Below are 25385 nucleotides of genomic sequence, written 5' to 3'. Positions count from 1 at the left end.
TCACTTCAAGTCCTCAGGTCGCAGGAGCGAGCGCGCCGAACTTGTAGGCCGCAGTGACGCCGCCGTCCATCAGGATGTCGCTGCCGGTGATAAAGCCCCCATCCGGCCCCATCAACAGCGCAGCCACATTGCCGACCTCGTCCGGCGTTCCCGCCCGTCCGACGGCACACATCTCGATCATTTGGCGGTAACCCGCGCCACGCGGCCCTGTGAGCTCATCGCGCGCCAGCGGCGTCATCACGATGCCCGGGCTGATGGTGTTGATGCGTGCACCACGTTTGCCCCAACGCACAGCCTCGGCCGCCACGCGCAGGGAATTACCTCGCTTCGACAGTTGATAGGCATGCAGGGTGTCCTTGACCTGGCCCAGTTGCAGCATGGGGAGCTGTAGCAGTTCTTCCGTCGGCGTCATGGCTAGCTGAAGGTCCTGTTTGGGGCTCAGTGCAGGCAGCCGGTGGCCAGACTGCGATGCAATCACCACGCCGGATCCGCCGTGCGCCATCACCGCGCCGAAACACTCGAGAACCACGGCATTGCCGTAGAGGTCGACTTTCAGAATGGTCTCAATCGGCGCCTGGGATGGCGACACACCTGCCGCCTGAACCAAGCCGGTAATCGGTCCCAGCGACTGAGCCTTAGCCACCAGGGCTTCGACCGAAGTACGCTGCGAAATGTCAACCACGCTGGTGCTGACGTCGAAACCGGCGTCGGCCAAGGTCTCGGCCGCAGCGTCAGAGGCGGCCTGTGAGTGGTTGGCGACCAGCACGTGCTTGCCGGTGCCGACTCGGCGGGCAATGGCCTGGCCGATGTAGCCGGCGCCTATCACGACCATAATGTCTTTGTTCATCGTTCTCTCCTGGTGAAGCCCAATGGGCTGATGTATTGCTCTTCGGACACCTGCTCCATCCAATCGGCAGCGCTGCCGTTCATCACCTCGGTGATGGCGATGTGGGTCATCGCACTGTCCGGTGCGGCCCCATGCCAATGCTTGACGTAAGGAGGGATATGCACCACGTCACCCACGCTGATTTGTTCGACCGGCCCACCCCAACGCTGGATGCGCCCTACACCTGCGGTGACGAGCAAGGTTTGACCCAAGGGATGGCTGTGCCAGGCGGTGCGCGCACCCGGCGTGAAGCTTACTGATCCGGCAGACGTTCGCTCTTCGCCGCTGGGTGTCTGCAGCATCTCGACGCTGACCTTTCCGGTGAAGTTCTGCGCCGGTGCGGTGTAGGCGGACCGGGTGCCCGAGCGACTGATCTGAAGTTCGCCTTCGGAAGCAGAGGCTGGATCAATCAGGGTCAGGGCCATGGCGGCTGCGGTGGCGATGGGGTTCATATCGGGATTCCTTCGTGTACGACTCTGTGACCGCGAATCAGTGGGCTCGAATGCTGAATTCAGACAGCAAGGACCTGCCGGTAGTCGTTCTGTACGCTTGCAGGTTCTGATTCCAAAGGCATGTTGGGTTCGTCAAGAACTGCGTCCAAGGCCTTCGGCAGATCGGACTGCAGCGCCTTGAACAGGACGTCCAGGTCCTCTTGCGCGGTGCCCTGCTCGGCGACCAGTACGAAGGTCTTTCCTGCGGAAGCGTCGGACGTGAGGCTGTGAACGAGAACCTGGGCAATCTGCTGGCGTGCAATGACACCATCGCTCGAATCACCTGCACGCCGCCTGTCTCCTTGCAGGAAAGAGAGGCGATGTTGGTCCTTGTCGTTGTAATCAAACCAACCAGGGCGAACGATGGTGTAGGGCATGCCGCTGGCACGCACCAGGCGTTCACCACGGCGCTTCCAGTCGTGCACTTCGGTCGACCGGTTGTAGGCACCATTGCGATTGGTAGTGCCGATGGAAGTCATCAGTGCGATGCGCACCGATCGGCCGCCCAAGGCCTGCAAGATGTTGCGGACTGCGCCGTAGTCCACCTCCTCTGCTCCCTTCTTGCCGCCACCATCCGAGCCGTGGGTGAAGACGATGGCGTCCACACCTTGCACAACCACCCTCAGTGACTCTGCCTGCGTCAGGTTGCCAACGATGCGTTGTGCCTCCACCGGAAGATGCTGTGCACGAACCACATCGCGGACCAAGGCACGTACCGTGAAGCCGCACTTCAGCGCTTCTTCAACAACCAGGCGTCCAATGCTACCGGTGGCGCCCACGACGAGCACCGTGAGGTTCTTGTGATTCATGCCTGCGTCTCCTTGAGCGAGGCCATGTCGATCACGAAGCGGTACTTCACGTCCGACTTGAGCATGCGCTCGTACGACTCGTTGATGTCCTGGATGCGTATGAGTTCGATGTCCGAGTGAATGCCGTGCTGGCCACAGAAATCGAGCATCTCCTGGGTCTCCGCGATACCACCGATGAGTGAGCCGGCCAAGCCCTTGCGGCGGAACACCAGTGGGCCGGTGTTGAAGTCGTCCAACGGGCCCAGGTAACCCACCATCACGATGGTGCCCCCTGTGGCCAAGGTCGGCACGTAGGGGTTCACGTCGTGCTTGTAGGGCACGGTGTCGACAATCAGGTCGAACTGTCCGGCCACTGCTGCCATTTGTATGGCATCGGTCGAGATGACGATGTAGTCGGCGCCCAGGCGCCTGGCATCGGCCTCCTTGCCTGGCGAGCGGCTGAACAGAGTGACTTCCGCCCCCATGGCCTTGGCCAGCTTCAGTCCCATATGGCCCAGGCCACCCAGACCTACAACGGCGACCTTGCTGCCGGAGCCAACGTTCCAGTGACGCAGTGGTGAATAAGTCGTGATACCAGCACACAGCAGCGGTGCAGCGCCAGCCAGGTCGAGCCCGTCGGGTACCTTTAGCACGAAGTGCTCGGCCACGACGATCTTCTCGCTGTAGCCACCGTAGGTGCGTGTGCCGTCAATGGAGTCCTTGTGGTTGTAGGTGTAGGTCGCGCCGTTTTCGCAATACTGCTCCCAGCCCTTACCGCAGGCGCCGCAGTGACGGCACGACTCCACCAGGCATCCCACGCCGACGCTGTCACCTGCCTTAAAGCGGGTCACGTTGGGGCCTACCTCCAAAACCCGGCCGACGATCTCGTGGCCCGGAACCATGGGGTACTGCGCATTGCCCCAGTCGTTGCGCACGTTGTGCACGTCTGAGTGGCAGACGCCGCAGTAGAGGATTTCAATGACGACGTCGTCAGCCCGCGGCGTGCGGCGTTCGAACTGGAACAGGCCCAAGCGCCCCGTCGGGGAATGGGCCCCGTAGCTTTTGATGGGATAGGTCATGGTGAGTTCTCTGAGTGGATACCGCTTAACGACCGACGCGGGCGGCAAGTTGCGTGGGGTAACGCGCTCCCAGCACAGGAATGCGAGCGAGAACCTCAGAGATGTTCGCAAGGTCGGCCTCTGACAGGCTCAGATGCGTGGACGCCAGGTTCTCTTCCAGGCGATGCAATTTGGTCGTCCCGGGAATGGGCGCAATCCAGGGTCGTTGCGCCAGCAGCCACGCCAGTGCCACCTGGGCAGAAGTCACATGCTTGGACTTGGCAATGTCTCCAATGGCATCCACCAACTCCTGATTGGCCTCGCGCGCCTCGGCGCTGAAGCGGGGCACGACATTGCGGAAATCGTCCTTACTGAACTCGGTGCCCGAGGTGATGGCGCCCGTCAGGAAGCCCTTGCCCAGCGGGCTGAAAGGCACAAAGCCAATACCCAACTCTTCCAGCAGCGGCAGGATGGTCTGCTCAGGTTCGCGCCACCACAGTGAATACTCGCTTTGAAGTGCGGTGACCGGCTGCACCGCATGAGCACGACGGATCGACTCCACGCCAGCCTCCGACATGCCGAAGTGGCGAACCTTGCCTTCGACGATCAGGTCTCTGACCGTGCCGGCCACATCCTCGATGGGCACCTGCGGATCGACGCGGTGTTGGTACAGCAGGTCGATGTAGTCGGTGCGCAAGTGCTTGAGCGAGTTCTCGACGACAACGCGGATGCGCTCAGGCCGGCTGTCGACGCCGGCAACGGCATTTCCGTCCTTGAAGCCAAACTTGGTCGCAATGACGACCTGATCCCGTACGGGCGCCAGTGCCTCGCCCACCATCTCTTGGTTTAAGGTGCCGTAGGCCTCGGCGGTGTCGAAAAGGGTCACGCCGCGGTCGACGGCCTCGCGGATCAATTGCACGCCTGCGCCGCGGTCCACGGCTGGGCCGTAGCCAAAGCTCAGGCCCATGCAGCCAAAGCCCAGCGCAGAGACTTCCAGTCCGCTGCGGCCCAGTTGACGCTTGTTCATTTGAGTCCCTTTCAAAGTTCAGTTCGGTGCCGCCACAACTGCCGCGGCACCGAGCAAGGCGCGTCGTCAGATGACGCAGGAGCACAAGTCCAGCCGTTCCATACCCGCGCGTTGCGCGGCCTGAGCACCGCCGGTGGGTGCAGTAGAGAAGTTCATGCCCGAACTTTAGGCGCATGTCTTTCAATCAACTAGATGCCAAAAGCTTGAACCATATTCAAGTAAATGTTTAAATTGGTGCAAGATGCATCAAGAAAATCGTCATGGCCATCAATGAGTTAAGGGCCATCGCCACGCTGGCGAAGGCCGTCGAGTTGGGAAGCATCCGTAAGGCTGCGCTGTCCCAAGGGGTGACTGCTCAGGCGGCAAGCCAGGCCTTGCTGCAACTGGAGGAGCATCTAGGGGTCCGATTGCTGAACCGGACAACGCGCAGCCTGTCACTCACCGATGAAGGCCAACACTTTCTCGAAACGACCCGGCCGGCGCTGGCCGCGCTAGACCGAGCGTTGGCTGAAGCCCGTGAGTCCAAGGACGAAATCGGCGGGGCACTGCGCATCGTCGGCCCCAAGTCCTCGTTCGCATCCATCCTGATGCCCGTTGTCAATGAGTTTTGCCGACGCTACCCCGCCGTGCAGCCCGAAATTCAACTCGACGACGGCAAGAGCAACTGGGTTCTTGAGCGTGTCGATGTGGGCTTTCGGATTGGTGCTACGACAGATGAAGGCGTGATCGCTCGACGCCTCTTCCCTGTGCAATTGATCATCTGTGCAGCGCCAAGCTATATCGAGCGCTATGGCATTCCAAACACGCTGGCCGAACTGCAGGCCCACCGCTGCAGCGCCTTTCGCCATCCATCCACAGGTCGGGTGCTCCCCTGGTACTTGAAAATTGACGGGCAACTCGTGCATCGCCACGTAGTGCCCACGCTGTCCACCAACGACACCGAACTCGAGGCGCACGCCGTTCTGGCGGGGCAGTTCATCGGTCAGGTGGCCAATCTGTCCGCGGCGGCACATATCCGAGAGAGGCGGCTCGTGCCCATCCTGCTGGAGCACATGACCGATCACATTGGCCTGCATGTGTACTACGGTAGCCGGGAGGCGCAGCCCAAGAGGGTGCGCGCATTCATCGACTTGACGCTTGAGATGCTGCTGGACCCGCCGCAGCACGTGCTGAGTCGGAAAGAGTTGCTTGCGGCGGCTGGGGCGGGACGCTCATTGCAGCCTAAATAGCCAGGGTGACGGATAAGCGTCTGCTTAGGCCAACCCGCAGACATTTGCGCTATGTCAGGCGAATGTCTGCAACCAGCCTGAAGCCGATGTTAATTCCAGATTTTTTCAGTGATATATCCCCCTCCTGAGCTGATACAGATGGGCCAACTTCCAGCCTGCTTCCAGCCCCAACGCCCCGCTCGGCCTCGTGCCCAGCGGGGTTTCTTTTTGTTCCTTCACCTCAGGAGAAATCTTTGATGTTTCCAACCCCTTCCCCCATGGACTGCCTGTCCGCCTTCGTCGTGGTGTTCGCCCTGGGCGCACTCACGGCAATGGCCGCTCAGCGCATGTCGCAAGCCCGCCCCCGTTGCTCCCCCAGCCCTCATTGCCCCCGCGCCGACCATGCGAGCTGAATGCCCTCGCTGCCAAAGCGAACAAACCACCGAGCTGGCCTGGGGTCGCAAGACCGGTTGTGCCATCGGTCTGATAGCCGGTCTCGCGGCTGGGTCTGTCGGGCTGGGTGCGGCCACCTCAGGTGGTTCTGGTTGGGATGTGCCGGCCCTGGCAGATTCCAACTCGTCTTCCAGCCCTCTAGGTCAATTGATCCTGGGCGCACTGGTTGGCGCCACCACCGGCTGTGCTGTGGGTGCCCGCCTGGGTGAATCCATCGACGAGCACTTGCTGCACAACCGCCGCTGCCTGGACTGCGGTCATCGCTTCAGCATCAGCCGAAGTTACTGACGCGCGTTCGCTGCCCCTGCCCCCTGCCCGCGCTCCCTTTCAGGCGGCGGGCTTTGCTCTCACTCCTCACTGCTGTTGGCCCCGCGTACCTCTGGGTACCCGGGGCCTTATGCCGTCTGGGGTGGGGACAGCTTGGGGCGTCTTCCCTTTCTTTGTCTCGCACTGCTTCGGCCTTGGGCCAAGGAGGTTTTCATGACTTGTTTGTGTTCATCTGGTGGTGCCGCCGTGGGCACCGTTTCCCGTTCTGTCTCGGACTCGACGGTGGTTTGCTCTGGTCTGTCCACCTATTCCCGTGCCCCTGTGGTTCAGGAAGCACTGGCCCATCTGGAGCGTTCGGTGCGGAAGAGCTACTTCCTGAGCGGCCCCTGTGCCGTTCGGGATTTTCTGCAGGTGCTGCTGGCTGACCGACCGCACGAGGTGTTCACGGTGGTGTTCCTGGATGCCCAGAACCAGGTCATTGATGCCCTGGAGATGTTCCGGGGCTCCTTGACCCAGACCTCGGTCTATCCCCGGGAGGTGGTGATCGAAGCACTGGCTCGTCAGGCCAATGCCGTGATCCTGGCTCACAACCATCCGAGCGGTGCCTGACTCGCATGCCCAGCTTGATAAAGAGCTCAACTGCTCGGATTCTGTCTTCGTAGGAATACATGAACTACCTCTTGGTAGTCCAAGTTTTCGTCCGCACCCCCGACGCCTCAAAACAAAAAACCCCGTAGAACCTAGGCCCTACGGGGTATCTTGGGTGACCGCTTGGACCCGTTTGGATCCTTCCGGACATCGTCTTGGAGGAGAGAGAGGGATTCGAACCCTCGATACAGCATAACTGTATATCGGATTTCGAGTCCGACGCATTCGACCACTCTGCCATCTCTCCGTGGTCCCGAAACTTTCAATGCCAGTTTGGCCAGCTTTGAAAGCCGCTCTGCGCGAGACCGCAGAGCTGAATTTTTTGACATTCGGCTTAGCGCCGTTTGTCGAGCCTCGAATTCTAGCAGGGTTTTTTGGGCCTTTTGAAGAATCTCAGCAACAACGCCCCATTCTCCCTTTGCCGCCCCCGTAGCGGGCCTCCTGGCGCTCACGGAAGAAGGCCTCGTAGCTCATCACCGGCTCGCCGGGGTGGGTGCGCTGGCGGTGGGCCACGTAGGTGTCGTAGCTGGGCTGGCCCACCATCAGGCGAAACGACTGGGCAATGTAGCGCCCGGCCTCCAGCAGCGGGCTGGCGGCGGCGGGCGCCGCTGCGGTGGTGGGCGCTGCGCTCATGCCCGGGCCTCGGCCGGCAGGGGCTGGTAGGGCACTTCGCGGGTCTGGTCCCTGGCCTGGCCGCGGGCGCGCAGACAGGCGCGCACGCTGTAGACCAGGGTGCTCAGCACCACGGCCATGAACAGCACGCACAGGCCGGCGTCCAGGCGGTCGTTGAAGATCACCCGGGCCATGGCTGCTGCCGTCTTGGCGGGGGCCAGCACCTGGCCCTGGGCCAGGGCGTCGGCATAACGGTTGGCATGGGCCAGAAAGCCCACCTTCACATCGCTGGAGAAGATCTTCAGCCAGCCCGCCGACAGGGTGCAGGCCAGCAGCCAGGCCGCCGGCAGCGCCGTCACCCAGGCGTAGCGCTCGCGCTTCATGTTGAACAGCACCACGGTGCCCAGCATCAGGGCCACGGCCGCCAGCATCTGGTTGGAGATGCCGAACAGCGGCCACAGGGTGTTGATGCCACCCAGCGGGTCTTGCACGCCCTGGTAGACGAAGTAGCCCCAGGCCGCCACGGTGAGGCCGGTGGCCAGCAGGTTGGCGCCCAGCGATTCGGTGCGCTTGAGGGCGGGCACGAAGGTGCCCAGCAGGTCTTGCAGCATGAAGCGGCCGGCGCGGGTGCCGGCGTCCACCGCGGTCAGGATGAACAGGGCTTCAAACAAGATGGCAAAGTGGTACCAGAAGGCCATCATGGCCTGGCCCCCCACGGCCTGGTGCAGGATGTGGGCCATGCCGACGGCCAGGGTGGGGGCGCCGCCGGCGCGTGCCAGGATGGTGTTCTCACCCACGTCCTTGGCGGTCTGGATCAGCACGTCGGGCGTGATCACAAAGCCCCAGGTGGAGATGGTCTGGGCCACCGCCTCGGGCGTGTTGCCCACCAGGGCGGCCGGGCTGTTCATGGCGAAGTAGATGCCGGGGTCGATCACCGAGGCTGCGGCCAGGGCCATCACGGCCACAAAGGATTCGGCCAGCATGCCGCCGTAACCGATGAAGCGGGCCTGGGTTTCGTTCTCCAGCATCTTGGGCGTCGTGCCCGACGAGATCAGGGCATGAAAGCCCGACACCGCACCGCAAGCGATGGTGATGAACAGGAAGGGAAACAGGTCACCCGCCCACACCGGGCCATTGCCCTGGGCAAACTGGGTGATCGAGGGCATGGCCAGCGTGGGGTTGACCACCACGATGCCCACGGCCAGCGCCAGGATGGTGCCGATCTTCAGGAAGGTCGACAGGTAGTCACGCGGGGCCAGCAGCATCCACACCGGCAGCACCGAGGCCACAAAGCCGTAGCCGATCAGGATCCAGGTCAGCGCCTCGGGGCTGAAGTCGAAATACGGGCCCCACACCGGGCTCTCAAACACCGCCTGGCCACCCACGATGGCCGCCATCAGCAGCACAAAGCCGATCACCGACACCTCGCCGATGTGGCCCGGGCGCAGGTAGCGCACGTAAAAGCCCATGAACAGCGCGACCGGCACGGTGGCCATCACCGTGAACGTGCCCCAGGGCGAGTGCGCCAGCGCCTTCACCACGATCAGGGCCAGCACCGCCAGGATGATGATCATGATCATGAAGGCGCCGAACAGCGCGATCACGCCGGGCACGTTGCCCATCTCCTGCTTGACCATCTCGCCCAGCGAACGGCCGTCGCGTCGGGTCGAGATGAACAGCACGATGAAGTCCTGCACCGCGCCGGCCAGCACCACGCCCGCCAGAATCCACAGCAGGCCAGGCAGGTAGCCCATCTGGGCGGCCAGCACCGGGCCCACCAGGGGGCCAGCGCCGGCAATGGCGGCAAAGTGGTGGCCGAACAGCACGTGCTTGTGGGTGGGCACAAAGTCCAGCCCGTCGTTGTGGCGCCAGGCCGGGGTGTTGCGCGTGGCGTCCAGGCCCAGCACCTTGTCGGCGATGAACAGGCTGTAGTAGCGGTAGGCGATCAGGTAGACGCAGATCGCAGCCATCACCAGCCAGGTGGCACTGACGGCTTCGCCGCGGCTCAGGGCCAGGGTGGCCAGGCCCCAGGTGCCGAGCAAGGCCACGGCCAGCCACGGCAGGTGGCGTTTCAAGAATTCCATGCAGGTCTCCGTTGTATGAGAAGGCCGGCGCCGCCCCTGTGGGGGCACGGCGCCGCGGTGCGGAAATTGTCCAGAGCAGGTCGGGCCGCCGCATCCGTCGCACCACGTGGGTGCGCACGCGGCAACACCTAATGGATAACCCTGATCACCGAGTCCTGATCACAGACGCCCCTGCCGGGCCTCGAAAGACGCCAGTGTGCGTTTGGCGATGTTCAATTGGTGGATCTGGCTGGTGCCTTCGTAGAGGCGGAACAGACGCACGTCGCGGTAGAAGCGCTCGATCGGGTGGCCATGGATGTAACCGCTGCCGCCCAGCATCTGCACACAGCGGTCGGCCACCCGGCCGCACATCTCCGAGGCAAAGTATTTGCAGATCGAGGCCTGCAGGCTCACGTCCTCGCCCGCATCGCGTTCGCGTGCGGTTTGCAGGATCAGGGCCCGGGCGGCCTGGATGTCGGTCTGGCAATCCGCGATCAGGGCCTGCACCAGCTGAAACTGCGCCACGGGCTGACCAAACTGACGCCGCTGCGTGGTCCAGCGGATGGCCTCCTCCAGCATGCGGATGGCTGGGCCGGTACACAGGGCGGCCAAGTGGATGCGCTGCTTGTTGAGCACCTTCATGGCCGTTTTGAAGCCCTGCCCTTCACGCCCACCGATCAGGTTCGCGGCCGGAACACGGCAATGGTCAAAGTGCACCTCGGACACCGGGGAGCCCGCCTGTCCCATTTTTTTGTAGGGCAGCCCGGTACGAAGGCCCGGCGTGTCGCGTTCGACCAGAAAGGCCGAGATGCCATGCGCACCGGCCTGCTCGGGGTCGGTGCGGGCCAGCACGGTGAACAGGCCCGCCAGGGGCGCGTTGGTGATGAAGCACTTGCTGCCGTTCAGGATGTAATCGCTGCCGGAGCGCAATGCCTGGGTCTTGAGCGCGGTGGCATCCGAGCCGGCCTCGGGCTCCGTCAAGGCGAATGCGCCCGTGATGTCACCACTGGCCAGACGGGGCAGGTAGCGGGCCTTCTGCTCTGGGCTGCCATCGGCCACCAGGGCCTCCGAACCAATGCCGGTGTTGGTCCCCACCCGGGCCCGGAAAGCCACCGAGGCCTGGGACAACGCCATGGCGGCCAGCACCAGCTCTTCGGTCGTCATGCCCTGGCCACCCCACTCTTCCGGAATGGACCAGCCGAAGTAGCCCAGGCTCGCCATCTCGGCCACCAGATGCGGCGGCACTTCGTCCTGGGCCTCCACCTCGGCCTCACTCGGAATGAGGCGCTCACGCACAAAGCGCTCGATGGATTGCAGGGCTTGGGAAAACGCTTGGGGATCTCGGATCATGGTGGACTCACTGGGTTGATGGGTGGAATGGACGCAGAAAAAAACAGGAGGAGAACACTCAGATGACGCGCTCGTCACGCAGGCGCGTCAGGTCCTCGTCACTGAGCCCCAGGCCCCGATACAGGACCTGGTTGTGCTCACCGACCGAGGGGCCGGTGCGTGGCAGCGGCGGCTGAAAGCCAGTGATACGGGGCACCGTGGCCGGCGCGGGGACCGAGCCCAACTCCGGATCTGGCAAACGCACAAAAGCACCTCGGGCCAAAAAGTGAGGGTCCTGCAGCGCATCGTCGATCGAGTTGACTTTGCTGAACGGGACATCCTGCTCACGCAGCCGCTCGGCCAGTTGCTGAAAGGTTTGCGAAGCGCACCACTCAGCGACCCAGGCATCCAGCACCTGCAGGTTCTCAACCCGGGCCGGGTTGGTCGCGAAACGAGGGTCGGCCCCCAGCTCAGGCCGGCCCATGGCGGAGCACAGCCTGCGGAAAATGGGGTCCGATGTGCCCACCAAGGTGACCCAGGCCCCCTCCCGCGTGCGGTACACGTTCGAGGGCGCTGTGTAGCCGGCTCTTGCGCCCATGCGCCCCCGCGCCAGCCCCAGGCGTTCACGCTCGACGGCCAACGGTTCCAGAACCCGAAGCAGCGCCTCAGTGGCCGACAGATCGATTTCACGGCCCGGCGCCTGAGGGTGGCGCTGCCGATAGGCGGCCTCGGCCGCGAGGCTGAACGCGGCGAAAAGCCCGGCCATGGAGTCGCCCAAAGGAAAGTTCAAGTGCTGGGGACTGCCGTCGGCTTCACCCGCGAGGTGGGCCAGACCACTCATGGCCTCGAAGATGCGGGCAAAGCCCGGCCGATTCGCGTCAGGCCCGGTCTGGCCAAAGCCGGTCAGCCGCAGCACCGTCAGCCGAGGTTGCCGGGCATGCAGGACAGGCAAGCTCAAACCCCAGCGGTCCAGCGTGCCGGGGCGAAAGTTCTCGACCAGCACATCGAACTGGGGCAGCAATCGCAGAAACAACTCGCGCCCCTGCCCCTTGCGCACATCCAGCGTGATGCCCCGCTTGCCGCGATTGAGCACCTTCCAGTACAGGGCATGCCCGGGTTCGACCGGCGCCAGTGACCGCAGGGGATCGCTGCCATCGGGCAGCTCAAGCTTGACCACCTCGGCCCCCAGATCGGCGCACAGGCTGGAGGCAAAAGGTGCGGCCACCACGGTCGCCATGTCAAGAATGCGCAGACCGCTCAAGGGGCCTTCACCGCGCACGCCAGGTTCGAGGGCATCAGTCAATGCGCGCTCCCGTCGATTTGACCAAGGCACCCCAGGTCCGGGTGTCCTCGGCGATCACCTTGGCAAAGGCCTCAGGGCTGCTGCCGACCGGCTCGGCCCCGAGTTCGATCAGGCGCTTGCGCAATTCGGGGCGCAACAAGGCCTGGGCCACAGCCTCCTGCACACGTCGCACCACCTCGGGGGGCGTCCCGGCGGGGGCCATCAAGCCCTTCCAGGCTGTCGATCGGAATCCGGGCAAGCCCGCTTCGTCGACCGTGGGAATGTCCGGCGCCCCTGAGGCGCGGTGGTCACTGGCCACGCCCAAGGCACGCAATCGGCCGGTGCGCACCTGGGGCAGCAACGCGGGCATGTTGTCGATCATGAGCGTGATCTGCCCACCCATCAGGTCATTCAGGGCAGGGCCGGTCCCCTTGTAGGCCACATGGATCAACGACAGGCCGGCCCTCTGATTCAGCAGTTCACCCCCCAGATGGGCAGGCGTTCCGTTGCCCGGAGAACCAAAGGAAAGGCGGTCAGGTCGCGCCTTGGCGTAGTCCAGAAACGACTTGAGATCGTTGACCGGCAAGCGGGCTGAAACAGCCATCAAGTTGTGCTCACGAACGATCTGAGTGACGGGAACCAGATCGACATCGGGGCGAAACCCCATTCGGGGATAAAGGCTCGGATTGATGGCCACCGGGCCGGTGGCTGCCAGCAACAGGGTGTAACCATCAGCGGCTGCCTTGGCGACCATCTCCCCCGCGACATTCCCGCCTGCGCCGGGTCGGTTGTCCACGACCACGGGCTGTTTCAGGCTTTGGCGCATGTCCTCGGCCACGAGGCGGGCCAGCAGGTCAGCCGATCCGCCAGAGGCAAAGGGGACGACGATCTTGATGGGCTTGCTGGGCCAGGGGGGCGCCTGGCTCATGGCCTGGTGAGGTGCCAGCAATGTGCCGGCAGCGAGGGCCATCGCTGCGATCCGCTTGAACATGGTGTCTCCGTTCCGACAGCCCGCCGAAAGGAGGCCGTTGCCGGGAGACTAGGGCTGAGGCCGACGACGCTCCAGCTTTGTTTCGCTATATTGAACGCATGCCGGCAGAACCCCCTCTCAGCACGACAAGACGCGTGGCCGACCCGCGCATGGCGTCCTCCCTGGGCCATGGCCTGGATGTGCTGGAAGCCCTCTGCGAGGCCGGCACGGCGCTGAGCAATACCGAACTGAGCCGGCGAACCGGGCTCTCCAAGGCCACCATTTCGCGCCTGACCCTGGCCCTGCTCAGCCGGGGGCTGCTTGACGACAGCGCCCCCCAGCGGGGCTTCCGGCTGGGCCTGGGCGCGCTGAGCCTGGGTTATCCGCTGCTGGCCCGATGGGGTCTGCGACAACTGGCCCGCCCGGCCATGCTGCAGCTTGCCCAGGCCTGGGGCGCCTCCGTGTCCCTGGGGCTGCGCGACCGCCATCGGATGATCTATGTCGAAACCGTTCGAGGCAGTGACCCCGCCCAGTTCAATCCCGAAGTGGGTGCCCAGCTGCCCATGCTGGCCACCGCCATGGGCAGGGCCTGGCTGGCCAGCGCCCGCACTGACGAGCTGCAAGACCTGCGGCTTCAATTGAGCCGCCTGCAGCCCTTCGACCCCGCCCAGTTCGAAGCGCGCAGACACGAGGCCGTGCGCCAGCTTCAAGGCCAAGGCTTCTGCATCTCGGCAGGCGAGTGGTTGAGTGATGTCCACGCCCTGGCCACCCCGCTGAACATCGAGGTCCTGGGTCAGCGCCTGATCCTCAACCTGGGGCTGCCCAGGTCCAGGTGCGACGCCCCATCATTTCCGGCAACACCGGGGGCGAATCTAGGCCGGCTCGCGCAACACATCGAGCGCTGCTGGAACGAGCAGGGGGCGCCCAGGCCAGCCCCCTTCCATGCCGCCCGCCGTGCGGCGCCCAAACCCAGGCCCCGCCTTCGGCATCCCTCGGCCCAGACGCTGAGCGCCGGCCTGGACCTGCTCAGCCTTTTCGAGCCCGGCCAATGGGAGCTGGGCAACAGGGAAATCGCCGACCGGCTGGGCGTCTCGCCCCAGACGGTCGTGCGCCTGACCCACACCCTGTGCGAGCGGGGCTTCCTGCAACGCAGTGGACAGCCTGTCCGCTACCAGTTGGGCTGGGCAGCCCTGACGCCAACCCAGGCCTTGTTGAATGACCTGCGCCTGAGACGCGACGCGCGGGTGATGTTGCTGAACCTTTCCAGGCGTTTGGGGGCCGCCGTATCGCTGGGGCTGGAGTACCGATCCAGCATGATTTATGTCGAGACGGTGTGGCAAGCTGACGAACGCTTGCGCCCCCCCGACATCGGTGCCCCCATGCCTTTGTTGCGCACCGCCATGGGCCGGGCCTGGCTGGGCCAGGCCTCACCCACGCAACGGGTACAGGCCCTGAATCGACTGCGCCTGCATCAGCCTGAGGAATTCAGCCTGTACCAAGACGCAGCGCAACAGGCGGTCGATTTCTATCGGGCCAACGGCTGGTGTGGGTCCAGTGATTTCCAGGCCGACATCACCGCACTGGCCACCGCGGTGAAAGCGCCGCACGAAGGGCGCACCTATGTGCTCAACGCCGGGCTTCTGCGCTCACGCCCGCTGACAGAGCCCAGGCTGAGGGCGCTTGCCGAGGCCCTTTGCGACACCGCCCGATCCATCGAGGAGACCCTGCGGCACTGACACGCGGCCATCACCCAGACATGAAGCAGCCATCACGCAGCGATCAATGATCGCCCGCATGCTCCACCGCGTACTTGATCAGCTCGGCCTGGCCCTCGATGCCCAGCTTGCGCTTGATGCTCTGGCGGTGCGCCTCGACCGTGCGAAAGCTCAGACCCAGGCGGGCCGCCATCTGCTTGCTGGATTCGCCGCGCCCCAGGGCGCTCAGCACCTCGGCCTCGCGGGGTGACAGCAGGGGTTTGGGCTGGTCGTTGCGGAACAAGCGGCCCGCCACCCCCGGGCTCAGAAAGGTGGCGCCGCTCATCACCACGCCGATCGCGGCCACGATCTCGTCGGCCGGTGCGTCTTTCAGCAGGTAGCCGCTGGCGCCGGCCTGCAGGGCACGCTGCACGAATTCGGGGTTGTCATACATGCTGAACATCAGCACCTTGAGGCGCGGCCAGCGCGCCAGCACCTGGGCCGTCAGCTCGATGCCGTTGACGGGCTTCATGCCGATGTCCATCAGCACCAGGTGGATGTCGTGCCGCGCCAGGCTTTGCAGGGCCTCGGCGGCCGAACCGGCCTCGTCCACCACCGTGAACTGCGCCACATGGCTCAGGCGGGCGCGCAGGCCCTCGCGCACCATGGGGTGGTCGTCCACCAGCAGCAAGCGCACTTCCGATTCGCTCATCCTTCTGACTCCTGATTGAAACGGGGGCCGGCACCGGGGCCGGGGGCCGCCGGACTCAGCGGCACCTGGGCATCGAGCTGGGTGCCCTGCCCTGGCGCACTCAAAAACTCCACCGAGCCACCCACCGCCGCCATGCGTTCGCGGATGTTGCGCAGGCCGATGCCCTGCTGCGGATCGTGGTGCAGGCGCTCGGCCTCGAAGCCCCGCCCGTCGTCGCTGATCTGCAGGTGCAGCGTGGGGCCGGCACCCGGGCTCGCGGCGTCGGCCAGCAGGCTCAGCTGCACCTGCTGGGCGGCCGCGTGCTTGGCCACATTGGCCAGGGCCTCCTGCGCCACCCGGAACAGGGCGGTCTTGATTTCTTCGCTGAGCTCGGGCACCTGGGGCCCCACAAAGACCTGAGCGGCCACGCCGCTGGCCTCGCTCCATTCGGCCACCAGCTGCTCCAGCGCGGCCGGCAGGCCCAGGCGGTCCAGCATGGCGGGGCGCAGGCGGTGCGACAGGCGCCGGATCTCGGTCAGGCTGTCGCCCAGGCGGGCCAGGGCCTGATGCAGGCTGTGCTCAGGCGGAGGCCCGCCGTGCTGCACCGCGTGCAGGGCCGATTCGAGCAGCAGCTTGGTCGACACCAGGGTCTGGCTGCTGCCATCGTGCAGCTCGCGGGCCAGGCGGGCGCGCTCGTCTTCCTGCGAGCGCACCAGGCGCTGGGCCAGCAGGCGCAGCTTCTGGTCGGCAATGCGCTGCTCACTGAGGTTCAGCCACAGGCCGCTCACGCTCAGGCACAGCAGGGCCAGGCCGGCAATGCCCAGCATCCACCACAGGGTGGCGCTGATGTTGCCGCGCACCTGCTGATCGAGCTGGGTGAGGGTGTCGTCCATGTCGTCCAGGTACAGGCCGGTGCCCAGCATCAGGTGCCAGCGCGGCAGGGCCACCACGTAGCCCAGCTTGGGCACCATCTTGCCGCTGGAGGGCTTTTGCCACAGGTACTCCACGTACCCGCCGCCATTGCGGGCCTGGGCGATCAGGTGCTGGATGGTGGGCTGGCCCCGGGGGTCGCGCAGGTTCCACAGGTTGCGGCCCAGCAGCTCGGGCTGGCGCGAGTGCATCAACACCTCGCCGTCCAGGTCGTAGACAAAGAAGTAGCCATCGCTGCCATAGTCGAGCGAGGCCAGGCGCTGGATCGCCTGCTGACGCGTGGCCGCATCGGTCAACCCGCTGTCATACAAGGGGCGCACCGTGCTGACGGCCAGGTCCACGTAGTGGCGCAGCTCGACGCGGCGCGCATTCATGTAGGTCTGAAGCACCAGCACGCGTTCGCGCTCGGCCAGCTCATGGTCCTGGTGCGAGACGGCCAGGGCCATCAGGCCCAGTGCCCCCAGCAAGGGCAACAGGGCCAGCAGCACAAACTTGGCGCGCAGACGGCGCGCGGGTGACCAGCCGCCCAAGCGAAACATCATGCGCTCAGCCTGGCCGTGCCGGGGTGGATCAGGCTCAGGCCTTGAGCACCGTCAGGCCGCCCATGTAGGGGCGCAGCACTTCGGGCACGGTGATGCTGCCATCGGCCTGCTGGTTGTTCTCGAGCACGGCCACCAGGGTGCGGCCCACGGCCAGGCCCGAGCCGTTCAGGGTGTGCACCAGCTCGTTCTTGCCCTGGGCATTCTTGAAGCGGGCCTGCAGGCGACGCGCCTGGAAGGCTTCGCAGTTCGACACCGAGCTGATCTCGCGGTAGGTGTTCTGCGCCGGCAGCCACACCTCCAGGTCATAAGTCTTGGCCGAGCCAAAACCCATGTCGCCGGTGCACAGCGCCATCACGCGGTAAGGCAGGCCCAGCCGCTGCAGGATCGCCTCGGCGTGGCCGGTCATGGCCTCCAGGGCTTCGTAGCTGCGCTCGGGGTGCACGATCTGCACCATCTCGACCTTGTCGAACTGGTGCTGGCGAATCATGCCGCGGGTGTCGCGCCCGTAGCTGCCGGCTTCGGAGCGGAAGCAGGGGGTGTGGGCCGTGAGCTTGATCGGCAGTTCGGCCTCGGCCAGCACCACGTCGCGCACAAAGTTGGTCAGCGGCACCTCGCTGGTGGGGATCAGGTAGAGCGCCGCGTGGTCGGGCACGGGCTCGCCGTCCTGACCGCCCTTTTTGGCGGCAAACAGGTCGCCTTCGAACTTGGGCAACTGGCCGGTGCCCTTGAGCGAGTCGGCGTTCACGGCGTAGGGCACATAGCATTCGGTGTAGCCGTGCTCTTGCGTCTGCACATCGAGCATGAACTGCGACAGCGCGCGGTGCAGGCGGGCAATCTGCCCCTTCATCACGGTGAAGCGCGAGCCCGAGAGCTTGACGCCCATGTCAAAGTCCAGGCCCAGGGGCTCGCCCAGGTCCACGTGGTCTTTCACCTCGAAGTCGTACTGGCCCGGCGTGCCCCAGCGGCGCACTTCGACGTTGCCCGACTCGTCCGAACCCAGCGGCACCGACTCGTGCGGCAGGTTGGGCACGGCCATCAGCAGGTGGTTGAGCTCGGGCTGCAGGGCCTCCAGGCGGGCTGCCGAGGTGTCGAGCTCGGTCTTGATGGCGGCCACGGCGGCCATGATGTCGTCCACGCTCTCGCCCTTGGACTTGCGCTGGCCGATCTGCTTGGACAGCGTGTTGCGCTGGGCCTGCAGCTCTTCAGTGCGGGTCTGCAGGGTCTTGCGCTCGGCCTCCAGGGTGCGGAAGGCCTCCACATTCAGGTAGGCCTGGGGCTTTTTGCGGGTTTCAAGGCGGGCGACGACCGAATCGAGGTCTTTGCGCAGGGAATTGATGTCTAGCATGGGGCGATTTTAACGAGGGGTCTCAGGGCTATTCCGGCGGTGCGCTTCAGGCCAGGGTGGCGGGGGCGAAATTGGCGCCACACAGCACCAGGCAGACCCGCTCACCGGGGGCCGGCACATAGGCGCCCGACTGCAGGGCCGCCAGGCCCAGGGCGGCGGCGGGCTCGACCGCCAGCTTGAACTCGCTCCAAAGCGTTTTGCGGGCCTTGGCGATGGCCTCGTCGCCCAGCAGCAAGGCCTGGCCCACGTGGGCCTGCGTCACCTGCCAGCCGATGGTGCCGATGCGGCGAGCCCCCAGCGAGTCGGCCGCGATGCCCGACACCGCCACGTCCACGGGCTGGCCGGCCTCACGGGCTCGGAACAGGGTGGGCGCCCCTTCGGGCTCCAGGGCCACCACGCGGGCGCGCTGCTCGAACCAGGCAGCAACGCCGCCGATCAGGCCACCACCGCCCACGCTCACCAGCACGCTGTCGGGCAGGCCGGCCTCGGCCTCGATCTCGCGCGCCAGGGTGCCGGCACCGGCCACCACCTCGGGCTGGTCATAGGCATGGGTGATCAGGGCCCCGCTGATTTGCTGGCGGGCCATGCAGGCCTCGAAAGCCTCGGCATAGGTGGCCCCCACCACTTCGACACGGGCCCCCAGTTCGCGCAACTTCTGGCGTTTGGCCGCAGGCGAAACCTCGGGCACGAACACCTCGCAAGGCACGCCCAGGGCGCGGGCCGCCGCCGCGGTGGCAATGCCGGCGTTGCCCCCCGAGGCCACGATCACCCCGCTGGCCGGAATGGGCTGGGCCAGCAGGCGGTTCAGCATGCCACGGGCCTTGAAACTGCCGCTGACCTGCAGGTGCTCCAGCTTGAGCCAGACCTCGGCAGCCGCCACCCCCAGGGTGGCACCGGGCAGCCGCCACAACGGTGTGGCACGCAAAAAACCTTGGGGGCCCTGCTGTTGCAGGCGGGCCGAAGCGGCCTCGATATCGGAACGCAAGATCATGGGGCGGGCAATCGTCGCAAAATACGAAGCTCGCAGTGTATCTAGCCCTGATCGTCGGGGCAGCCCACCGCTGGCCCCCACGGGCGGCTCCGGAGAAGCGCATGTTCTACGTTTTTGGTCTGGGTGGCCCCATCTACCGGGGCACGATGGAAAACCTGTCCGAGCTGAGCCCGGTGCGCGCCCTGTCGGCCACACGGGGTGTGCACCGCAGCGACGCCCTGCACCGCGACGCCTTCGAGTTGCCCGCCGCCACCCCACGCCCGCCGTCCAACGCCTTGCACACCCGGCGCAACGACGCCATGGCGGCCTATGCCGATGCCCAGCAGGCCAAACCGCCGGCCCGCCAACCCCTGGACCGGGTGCAGGACGTGATGAGCCGCGAGGTGTTCAGCGTGCCACCCGAAATCACCGTGGCCGAGGCCTGGGAGGCCCTGGCCGCACGTGGCGTGGGCCAGGCCCCGGTGCTGGATGCCCAGGGCCTGTTGATCGGTTTGCTGCTGCGCGCCGACATGATGCCGCCGGTGCTGATGCCCGCCCCCAGCGCCACCGGCATCTCGGCCTGGAAGCTGGCCCAGCAGAGCGTGCGCGACATCATGCTCACCCCCGTGCCCGCCGTGGCCGGCGACACCTCGCTGCGCCGCGCGGCCCGGGTGCTGCTGGACATGGGCCTGCCCGGCCTGCCCGTGACGCAGGACGACGGCCACGTGATCGGCTTCCTGTCACGCGCCGACATCCTGCGCGCCGTGGTCGCCGACCCGCCGCTGGACCTGTGGACCTGAGCCCGCCTCCTCAAGCGTCCAGTTTCAGGCCCTTGGGCAAGGGGAACTTCAACGTTTCCTCAATCCCGTCCATCTTGCGCACCGCCACGGCCCCGAAGGCGCGCAGGCGCTCGATCACCTGGTTCACCAGCAGCTCAGGGGCCGAGGCGCCCGCGGTCAGGCCGACCCGGGCCTTGCCTTCGAACCAGGCGGGCTGCAGTTCGGCCGCGCTGTCCACCATGTAGGCGGGGGTGCCCAGCTTTTCGGCCAGCTCGCGCAGGCGGTTGCTGTTCGAGCTGGTCGGGCTGCCCACCACGATCACGATGTCGACCTGGGGGCTGAGGATCTTCACCGCGTCCTGGCGGTTTTGCGTGGCATAGCAGATGTCTTGCTGCTTGGGCTCGCGCACCTTGGGAAAGCGCAGGCGCACGGCCTCGGCGATCTCGGCGGCGTCGTCCACGCTCAGCGTGGTCTGGGTCACCACGGCCAGCTTGTCGGTCTGCCCGGGCTGCACACGGGCCACATCGGCCACGTCTTCGACCAGGTGGATGCCGTGATCCAGTTGGCCCATGGTGCCCTCCACCTCGGGATGCCCCTTGTGGCCGATCATGATGAACTCATAGCCCTCGCGCGCCAGCTTGGCCACCTCGACGTGCACCTTGGTCACCAGTGGGCAGGTGGCGTCGAAGATCGAGAAGCCACGTGCCCGGGCCTCTTCCTGCACCGCCCGGCTCACGCCGTGGGCGCTGAACACCAGGGTGGCGCCCGGGGGCACGTCATCCAGTTCTTCGATGAAGATCGCGCCCTTGTTCTTGAGGTCGTTCACCACATAGGTGTTGTGCACGATCTCATGGCGCACATAGATCGGCGCACCGAACTTCTGCAGCGCACGCTCCACGATCTCGATGGCCCGGTCCACGCCGGCACAGAAGCCACGCGGCTCGGCCAGGGTGATCTCGGACAGGGAGGTGGCGGGGGCGCTGCTCATCACAACACTCCGATCAGTTGCACTTCAAAGGTGACCGGCTGGCCGGCCAGCGGGTGGTTGAAATCGAACAGCACCGCGTCATCGCTGAGCTGCTGCACCGCGCCGGCATAGCTGCCGGTGCCATCGGGCGTGGGGAACTGCACCACATCGCCCACGTCGTACTGCTCGTCCGGGTCGCCGAACTGGGCCAGCAGCTTGCGCGCCACCCATTGCAGCATGTCGGGGTTGCGCTCGCCAAAGGCCTCGCCGGCCGGGATCTCGAACTGGGTGCGTGTGCCCTCGGCCAGGCCGATCAACCGCTGCTCCACCGCAGGCGACAACTCGCCCGAGCCCAGCGACAAAGTAGCGGGTTTGTCGTCGAAAGTATTGATGATGTCCCCCGCCGGCCCGGCCAGGCGGTAGTGCAAGGTCAGGAACGAAGAAGGCTGAACGACAGATGCTTGAGAGGGCGTTGTTGACATGGAAGTCCCGATAAACTGACCGCCATTGTAAAAAACCAGCCAGAGCCCCTTCAGCACCGGGGCTCTATTCCCCCGCCTCCCCCCGCTTTCCGCACTTTTCTCACCATTCCTGCACCTCAGCCCCGCCCCCTGAGCCCCCCTGCCCTGAGCCCCATGATCCCCATGAGCCCGCTGAACCTGCCCCCCGAAGCCCGCCCGCGCGAAAAGTTGATCGCGCGTGGCGCCGGTGCGCTCAGCGACGCCGAGTTGCTGGCCCTGTTGCTGCGCACCGGCCTGGCCGGCAAAAGCGTGCTGATGCTGGCGCAGGAGCTGCTCGACGCCTTTGGCGGCATGGCGGGCCTGCTGCAGGCCAAACTGGAAGACCTGAAACGCATCAAGGGCCTGGGCGGCACCGCCAAGCGGGCCGAACTCAGTGCGGTACTGGAGCTGGCCCGCCGAGCCCTGGCCCAGCAGCTGAGCGAGCGCGCCGTATTCGACTCACCCGACGCCGTGCGCCGCTACCTGCAACTTCATTTGGCGCACAAGGGCCATGAGGTGTTTGCCGTGCTGTTTCTCGACAGCCAGAACCGCCTGCTGGCCTTCGAAGAGCTGTTTCGCGGCACGCTCAACCAGACCTCGGTCTACCCGCGTGAGGTGGTGCTGCGCGCCCTGCACCACCAGGCTGGCGCCGTGGTGCTGGCGCACAACCACCCCAGTGGCCAGGTGCAGCCCTCGGCCGCCGACCAGGCCTTGACCCAGCACCTGAAGGCGGCCCTGGGCCTGATCGATGTGCGCGTGCTCGACCACCTGATCGTGGCACCCGGCCAGGCCCTGTCGATGGCCGAGAAAGGGCTGCTGTGAGCGCCCTGCCCGAACGCAGCGGCAGCCCCCTGGTGCTGCACTCGCTGCAAGACCTGAAACAGCTGCAAAAGCGCCTGGCCCAGCAACGCGCCGAGGCCGAGGCCCTGGAGCGCGCCCGCCGCGAGGCCGCCGCCCGCGAACAGGCCCGGCATCGCCTGTTCGAATTGGCCGTGGGCCCGGTGATCCCGCTGCGCCAGCACGGCCGGGTGCTGCTGCAAAACGACCCACCGGCGCCCATCCCCTACCAGCACCAGCTTGACGAACAGCGCGTGCTGCTCGAGTCCATCAGCGACGACTTCGACGTCAGCTCCCTGCTCGACACCGATGACGCCCTGAGCTTTCGCCGCCCCGGCATCAGCGTCGAGGTCACGCGCAAACTGCGCCGGGGCGTCTGGAGCATCCAGCGCCAGCTGGACCTGCACGGCCTGCGCACCGACGAGGCGCGAGAGGCGCTGGGCCAGTTCATCCGCGAAACCCACAAGATCGGCGTGCGCTGCGTGCGCGTGGTGCACGGCAAGGGCCTGGGCTCGCCCGGCAAAAGCCCGGTGCTCAAGGGCCGGGTGCAAAGCTGGCTGGTGCAGAAGAACGAAGTACTGGCCTTTGTGCAGGCCCGGCCCGCCGAGGGTGGCGCCGGCGCGCTGGTGGTGCTGCTGCGACCGTCACCGGGTTGACACGAGCCAGGCCAGGGCATGAGGCCACAATGGCGGCACCCACTTCACGGAGCCCGCCATGACCTCACCGTCCCTCGCCCCTGCTGATGCCCTGCTCGACCTCGATGCCCGCGCCCAGGTGGCTGCCCTGGCGCGGGGCGACTGCAGCGCCCTGGCCCTGTGCGAGGCGGCCATCGCCCGCATCGAGGCCCATGACGGCCCCATCAACGCGGTGGTGGTGCGGGATTTCGACCATGCCCGTGCCCAGGCCCGCGCGGCAGACGAGGCCCTGGCGCGCGGCGAACGCCGGCCCCTGCTGGGCCTGCCGATGACGGTGAAAGAATCCTTCAACCTGGCCGGCCTGCCCACCACCTGGGGCTTCGAGTTCGCCCGTCAACATCGGGCCGAGCAGGATGCCCTGGCGGTGAAGCGGCTCAAGGCGGCTGGCGCCGTGATCCTTGGCAAGACCAATGTGCCGGTGGGCCTGGGCGACTGGCAATCGGCCAACCCGATCTACGGCCGCACCCGCAACCCCCTGGACCTGAGCCGCACACCGGGCGGCTCGTCGGGCGGTGGCGCCGCGGCGCTGGCGGCGCGCTTTGTGGCCCTGGAGCTGGGCTCGGACATCGGCGGCTCGATCCGGGTGCCGGCGCACTTCTGCGGCGTGTATGGTCACAAGCCCAGCCTGGGTCTGCTGCCAGCGCGCGGCCATGATTTTCCGGGCCTGGGCAGCGGCGCCCCGAACGAACTGGCGGTGATCGGCCCGCTGGCACGCAGCGTGGACGACCTGGAACTGGCCCTCAGCGTGCTGGCCGGCCCCGAAGCGCCGCAGTCAAAGGCCTATGCCCTGCAACTGCCGCCCGCCCGCGACATGAGCCGGGCGCGCTGCCTGCTGCTGGACCAACACCCCGACCTGCCGGTGTCACAAGACACCCAGGCGGCCTTGCAAGAGGTGGCCAACACCCTGCAGGCTGGCGGCTGCAGCGTGCTGCGCAGCAGCGAGCGCCTGCCCAATCTGGAGATGGCGCACAAGATCTACACGGGCCTGCTCAACACCTTCATGACCCGGGGGCAGCCCGGCGCCACATCCATCAGCGCACACGAGTGGCTGACCTTGCTGGACCGCCGCGCGGGCCTGCAGCTGCAGTGGCAGGCCTTATTCGAGGAGGTGGATGTGGTGCTGACGCCGGTGCTGGGCTGCACGGCCTACCCGCACATCGACCCAATGGACTGGGCCACGGCCACCGTGCAAATCGACGGCCAGGTCCAGCCCCTGGGGCCGCAGGTGTTCTGGCCCGGCATTGCCACCGTGGCGGGCCTGCCGGCCACCAGCGCCCCGGTGGGCCGTGACCGCGACGGCCTGCCCATCGGCCTGCAGGTGATCGGGCCGATGTTCGAAGACCTCACACCGCTGGCCCTGGTGCGCCGGCTGGAGGCCCTGCGCTGAATCAGGCCGCCCCGCCCAAGCGGGCCAGGGCCTCGCCGGTGACGCGGCAGATGCGCCAATCAGGCATCACCGTGGCGCCCATGGCCTCATAGAAGTCGATCGCGCTCTGGTTCCAATCCAGCACCGACCATTCAAAGCGCCCGCAGCCGCGCTGCACGGCCAGCTCGGCCAGGGCCTGAAGCAAGGCCTTGCCCACGCCGTGTCCGCGCGCCTCGGGGCGCACGAACAGGTCTTCGAGGTACAGGCCGCGCTGGGCCAGAAAAGTCGAGTAGTTGTGGAAGAACAGCGCAAAGCCCTGCACCTGGCCATCGACCTCGGCCAGCAGCACCTCGGCGGCCGGGTGAGCACCGAACAAGGTGTCGGCCAGCTTTTCAGGCGTGGCCACCACGCGGTCCAGCAGGTTTTCGTACTCGGCCAGGCCTCGGATCAGGCCCAGGATGGTGCCGACATCGGCCGGCGTGGCCGCACGCAGGTGCACGGAAGAAGAAATGGCTTCGGTCATGGGCGCCTATGTTACGCACCCGGGCCGGCGCCGTTCAGATGCCCTTGTTGCGCATCCAGTCGGCCGTGCCGAAAAAGCTTTCCTTGAGGCGGGCCCGCAGGTCCTCGGGCACGCCCGTCTCGCCCATGGCCTGGTCCATGCAGGCCACCCACTGGTCGCGCTCCTTGATGCCGATCGGAAACGGCAGATGCCGCGCCCGCAGCATCGGGTGCCCAAAACGGTCGGTGTAGTGCGAGGGGCCGCCCAGCCAGCCGCACAGAAACCAGAACAGGCGCTGGCGCGCGTTCGTCAGGTCAGGACCGTGCGCGGCGCGCAGGTCATGGTAGCCAGGCTCCAGGTCCATCAGATCGTAAAAGCGCTCGGTCAGCGCCAACACGCGCTCTTCGCCGCCGATCCATTCGAAAGGGGTGGCGGGAGCCGAGTTGGACGTTTGCGGGGTGTCATCGGTGCTCATAGGTCACCAT

The 25385-nt window shown here is 66.0% G+C and carries 27 protein-coding genes and 1 tRNA gene; 9 read left to right on the top strand and 19 right to left on the bottom strand.

What is annotated here, in order from left to right:
- Positions 1-13 precede the first annotated feature (13 nt).
- From AC07PT_RS12490 to AC07PT_RS12470, 5 genes are read right to left on the bottom strand one after another with little or no spacing between them, the layout of a single operon-like run.
- Positions 14-847 (bottom strand): SDR family oxidoreductase, encoded by an 834-nt coding sequence (locus AC07PT_RS12490; protein ID WP_494656829.1) that lies wholly within the window; start codon positions 845-847, stop codon positions 14-16.
- Complete coding sequence (locus AC07PT_RS12485) at positions 844-1338, bottom strand: (R)-mandelonitrile lyase (RefSeq protein WP_494656828.1); 495 nt, start codon at positions 1336-1338, stop codon at positions 844-846. The genes AC07PT_RS12490 and AC07PT_RS12485 overlap by 4 nt, the downstream gene beginning before the upstream one ends.
- Before the next feature lie 59 nt (positions 1339-1397).
- Complete coding sequence (locus AC07PT_RS12480) at positions 1398-2186, bottom strand: SDR family oxidoreductase (RefSeq protein ID WP_494656827.1); 789 nt, start codon at positions 2184-2186, stop codon at positions 1398-1400.
- Entirely contained in the window at positions 2183-3244 is a 1062-nt protein-coding gene (locus AC07PT_RS12475; RefSeq protein WP_494656826.1) for an NAD(P)-dependent alcohol dehydrogenase, read from the bottom strand. The genes AC07PT_RS12480 and AC07PT_RS12475 overlap by 4 nt, the downstream gene beginning before the upstream one ends.
- Before the next feature lie 25 nt (positions 3245-3269).
- Complete coding sequence (locus tag AC07PT_RS12470; protein ID WP_494656825.1) at positions 3270-4250, bottom strand: aldo/keto reductase; 981 nt, start codon at positions 4248-4250, stop codon at positions 3270-3272.
- Positions 4251-4510: 260 nt separating this feature from the next.
- On the opposite strand from AC07PT_RS12470, the gene AC07PT_RS12465 reads away from it, so the two are divergent.
- The 4 genes from AC07PT_RS12465 to AC07PT_RS12450 all read left to right on the top strand — a co-directional run bounded on the left by AC07PT_RS12465 (position 4511) and on the right by AC07PT_RS12450 (position 6787).
- Positions 4511-5479, top strand: a complete 969-nt coding sequence (locus AC07PT_RS12465; RefSeq protein ID WP_494656824.1) for a LysR family transcriptional regulator — start codon at positions 4511-4513, stop codon at positions 5477-5479.
- A gap of 236 nt (positions 5480-5715) precedes the next feature.
- Positions 5716-5871: a hypothetical protein gene (locus tag AC07PT_RS12460; RefSeq protein ID WP_494656823.1), complete on the top strand. Its 156-nt coding sequence runs from the start codon at positions 5716-5718 to the stop codon at positions 5869-5871.
- Positions 5861-6199: a hypothetical protein gene (locus AC07PT_RS12455; RefSeq protein ID WP_494656822.1), complete on the top strand. Its 339-nt coding sequence runs from the start codon at positions 5861-5863 to the stop codon at positions 6197-6199. Before AC07PT_RS12460 ends, AC07PT_RS12455 begins: the two co-directional genes overlap by 11 nt.
- A 192-nt stretch (positions 6200-6391) precedes the next feature.
- Complete coding sequence (locus tag AC07PT_RS12450; RefSeq protein ID WP_494656821.1) at positions 6392-6787, top strand: JAB domain-containing protein; 396 nt, start codon at positions 6392-6394, stop codon at positions 6785-6787.
- A 195-nt stretch (positions 6788-6982) separates the two neighbouring features.
- Here AC07PT_RS12450 and AC07PT_RS12445 read toward each other — a convergent pair.
- From AC07PT_RS12445 to AC07PT_RS12420, 6 genes are all read right to left on the bottom strand, one after another.
- Positions 6983-7073, bottom strand: a tRNA-Ser gene (locus tag AC07PT_RS12445).
- A 146-nt stretch (positions 7074-7219) separates the two neighbouring features.
- A complete protein-coding gene (locus AC07PT_RS12440; RefSeq protein WP_492348340.1) occupies positions 7220-7459 on the bottom strand; it encodes a YbdD/YjiX family protein in 240 nt (79 codons plus the stop codon).
- Entirely contained in the window at positions 7456-9522 is a 2067-nt protein-coding gene (locus AC07PT_RS12435; protein WP_492348339.1) for a carbon starvation CstA family protein, read from the bottom strand. The genes AC07PT_RS12440 and AC07PT_RS12435 overlap by 4 nt, the downstream gene beginning before the upstream one ends.
- A 159-nt stretch (positions 9523-9681) precedes the next feature.
- Positions 9682-10851 (bottom strand): acyl-CoA dehydrogenase family protein, encoded by a 1170-nt coding sequence (locus AC07PT_RS12430; protein WP_492348338.1) that lies wholly within the window; start codon positions 10849-10851, stop codon positions 9682-9684.
- Positions 10852-10909: 58 nt separating this feature from the next.
- Entirely contained in the window at positions 10910-12109 is a 1200-nt protein-coding gene (locus AC07PT_RS12425; RefSeq protein ID WP_494656892.1) for a CaiB/BaiF CoA transferase family protein, read from the bottom strand.
- Between the two features lie 16 nt (positions 12110-12125).
- Positions 12126-13103 carry a Bug family tripartite tricarboxylate transporter substrate binding protein gene (locus AC07PT_RS12420; RefSeq protein WP_494656820.1) on the bottom strand — a complete coding sequence of 326 codons (978 nt, stop codon included), beginning with the start codon at positions 13101-13103 and terminating at the stop codon, positions 12126-12128.
- A gap of 149 nt (positions 13104-13252) precedes the next feature.
- Here AC07PT_RS12420 and AC07PT_RS12415 point away from each other — a divergent pair, with 149 nt between their 5' ends.
- Entirely contained in the window at positions 13253-14818 is a 1566-nt protein-coding gene (locus AC07PT_RS12415) for an IclR family transcriptional regulator (RefSeq protein ID WP_494656819.1), read from the top strand.
- Between the two features lie 43 nt (positions 14819-14861).
- Here AC07PT_RS12415 and AC07PT_RS12410 read toward each other — a convergent pair whose 3' ends face one another.
- Genes AC07PT_RS12410 through AC07PT_RS12395 form a run of 4 tightly spaced genes read right to left on the bottom strand, consistent with a single transcriptional unit; the run spans position 14862 to position 19275 of the window.
- On the bottom strand, positions 14862-15488 hold the full coding sequence (locus tag AC07PT_RS12410; protein WP_492348335.1) for a response regulator transcription factor: 627 nt from the start codon (positions 15486-15488) through the stop codon (positions 14862-14864).
- Positions 15485-16939, bottom strand: coding sequence for a cache domain-containing protein (locus tag AC07PT_RS12405; RefSeq protein WP_492348334.1), 1455 nt, complete (start codon positions 16937-16939; stop codon positions 15485-15487). Before AC07PT_RS12405 ends, AC07PT_RS12410 begins: the two co-directional genes overlap by 4 nt.
- Before the next feature lie 34 nt (positions 16940-16973).
- Entirely contained in the window at positions 16974-18284 is a 1311-nt protein-coding gene (serS, locus tag AC07PT_RS12400) for a serine--tRNA ligase (RefSeq protein ID WP_492348333.1), read from the bottom strand.
- 46 nt (positions 18285-18330) lie between these two features.
- On the bottom strand, positions 18331-19275 hold the full coding sequence (locus AC07PT_RS12395) for a threonine/serine dehydratase (protein WP_494656818.1): 945 nt from the start codon (positions 19273-19275) through the stop codon (positions 18331-18333).
- A gap of 101 nt (positions 19276-19376) precedes the next feature.
- On the opposite strand from AC07PT_RS12395, the gene AC07PT_RS12390 reads away from it, so the two are divergent.
- A complete protein-coding gene (locus AC07PT_RS12390; RefSeq protein ID WP_492348331.1) occupies positions 19377-20054 on the top strand; it encodes a CBS domain-containing protein in 678 nt (225 codons plus the stop codon).
- 10 nt (positions 20055-20064) lie between these two features.
- Here AC07PT_RS12390 and ispH read toward each other — a convergent pair whose 3' ends face one another.
- Positions 20065-21021, bottom strand: a complete 957-nt coding sequence (gene ispH, locus AC07PT_RS12385) for a 4-hydroxy-3-methylbut-2-enyl diphosphate reductase (protein WP_494656817.1) — start codon at positions 21019-21021, stop codon at positions 20065-20067.
- Complete coding sequence (locus AC07PT_RS12380) at positions 21021-21482, bottom strand: FKBP-type peptidyl-prolyl cis-trans isomerase (RefSeq protein WP_019573972.1); 462 nt, start codon at positions 21480-21482, stop codon at positions 21021-21023. The genes ispH and AC07PT_RS12380 overlap by 1 nt, the downstream gene beginning before the upstream one ends.
- 162 nt (positions 21483-21644) lie before the next feature.
- On the opposite strand from AC07PT_RS12380, the gene radC reads away from it, so the two are divergent.
- Genes radC through AC07PT_RS12365 form a run of 3 tightly spaced genes read left to right on the top strand, consistent with a single transcriptional unit; the run spans position 21645 to position 24419 of the window.
- Positions 21645-22322 carry a RadC family protein gene (radC, locus tag AC07PT_RS12375; protein ID WP_494656816.1) on the top strand — a complete coding sequence of 226 codons (678 nt, stop codon included), beginning with the start codon at positions 21645-21647 and terminating at the stop codon, positions 22320-22322.
- Positions 22319-22993: a Smr/MutS family protein gene (locus AC07PT_RS12370; RefSeq protein ID WP_494656815.1), complete on the top strand. Its 675-nt coding sequence runs from the start codon at positions 22319-22321 to the stop codon at positions 22991-22993. Before radC ends, AC07PT_RS12370 begins: the two co-directional genes overlap by 4 nt.
- Positions 22994-23051: 58 nt before the next feature.
- Positions 23052-24419, top strand: a complete 1368-nt coding sequence (locus AC07PT_RS12365) for an amidase family protein (RefSeq protein WP_494656814.1) — start codon at positions 23052-23054, stop codon at positions 24417-24419.
- A 1-nt stretch (position 24420) separates the two neighbouring features.
- Here the strand turns inward: AC07PT_RS12365 and AC07PT_RS12360 are convergent, their stop codons facing one another.
- Both AC07PT_RS12360 and AC07PT_RS12355 read right to left on the bottom strand, forming a co-directional pair.
- Positions 24421-24921, bottom strand: a complete 501-nt coding sequence (locus tag AC07PT_RS12360) for a GNAT family N-acetyltransferase (RefSeq protein ID WP_494656813.1) — start codon at positions 24919-24921, stop codon at positions 24421-24423.
- A gap of 34 nt (positions 24922-24955) precedes the next feature.
- Positions 24956-25375, bottom strand: a complete 420-nt coding sequence (locus AC07PT_RS12355) for a group II truncated hemoglobin (RefSeq protein ID WP_494656811.1) — start codon at positions 25373-25375, stop codon at positions 24956-24958.
- Positions 25376-25385 lie beyond the last annotated feature (10 nt).

The organism is Curvibacter sp. GW821-FHT09D12 (genome assembly GCF_059416245.1).
Note: the sequence above shows the minus strand (reverse complement) of the source record. Positions and strands in the feature narration are given on the sequence as shown.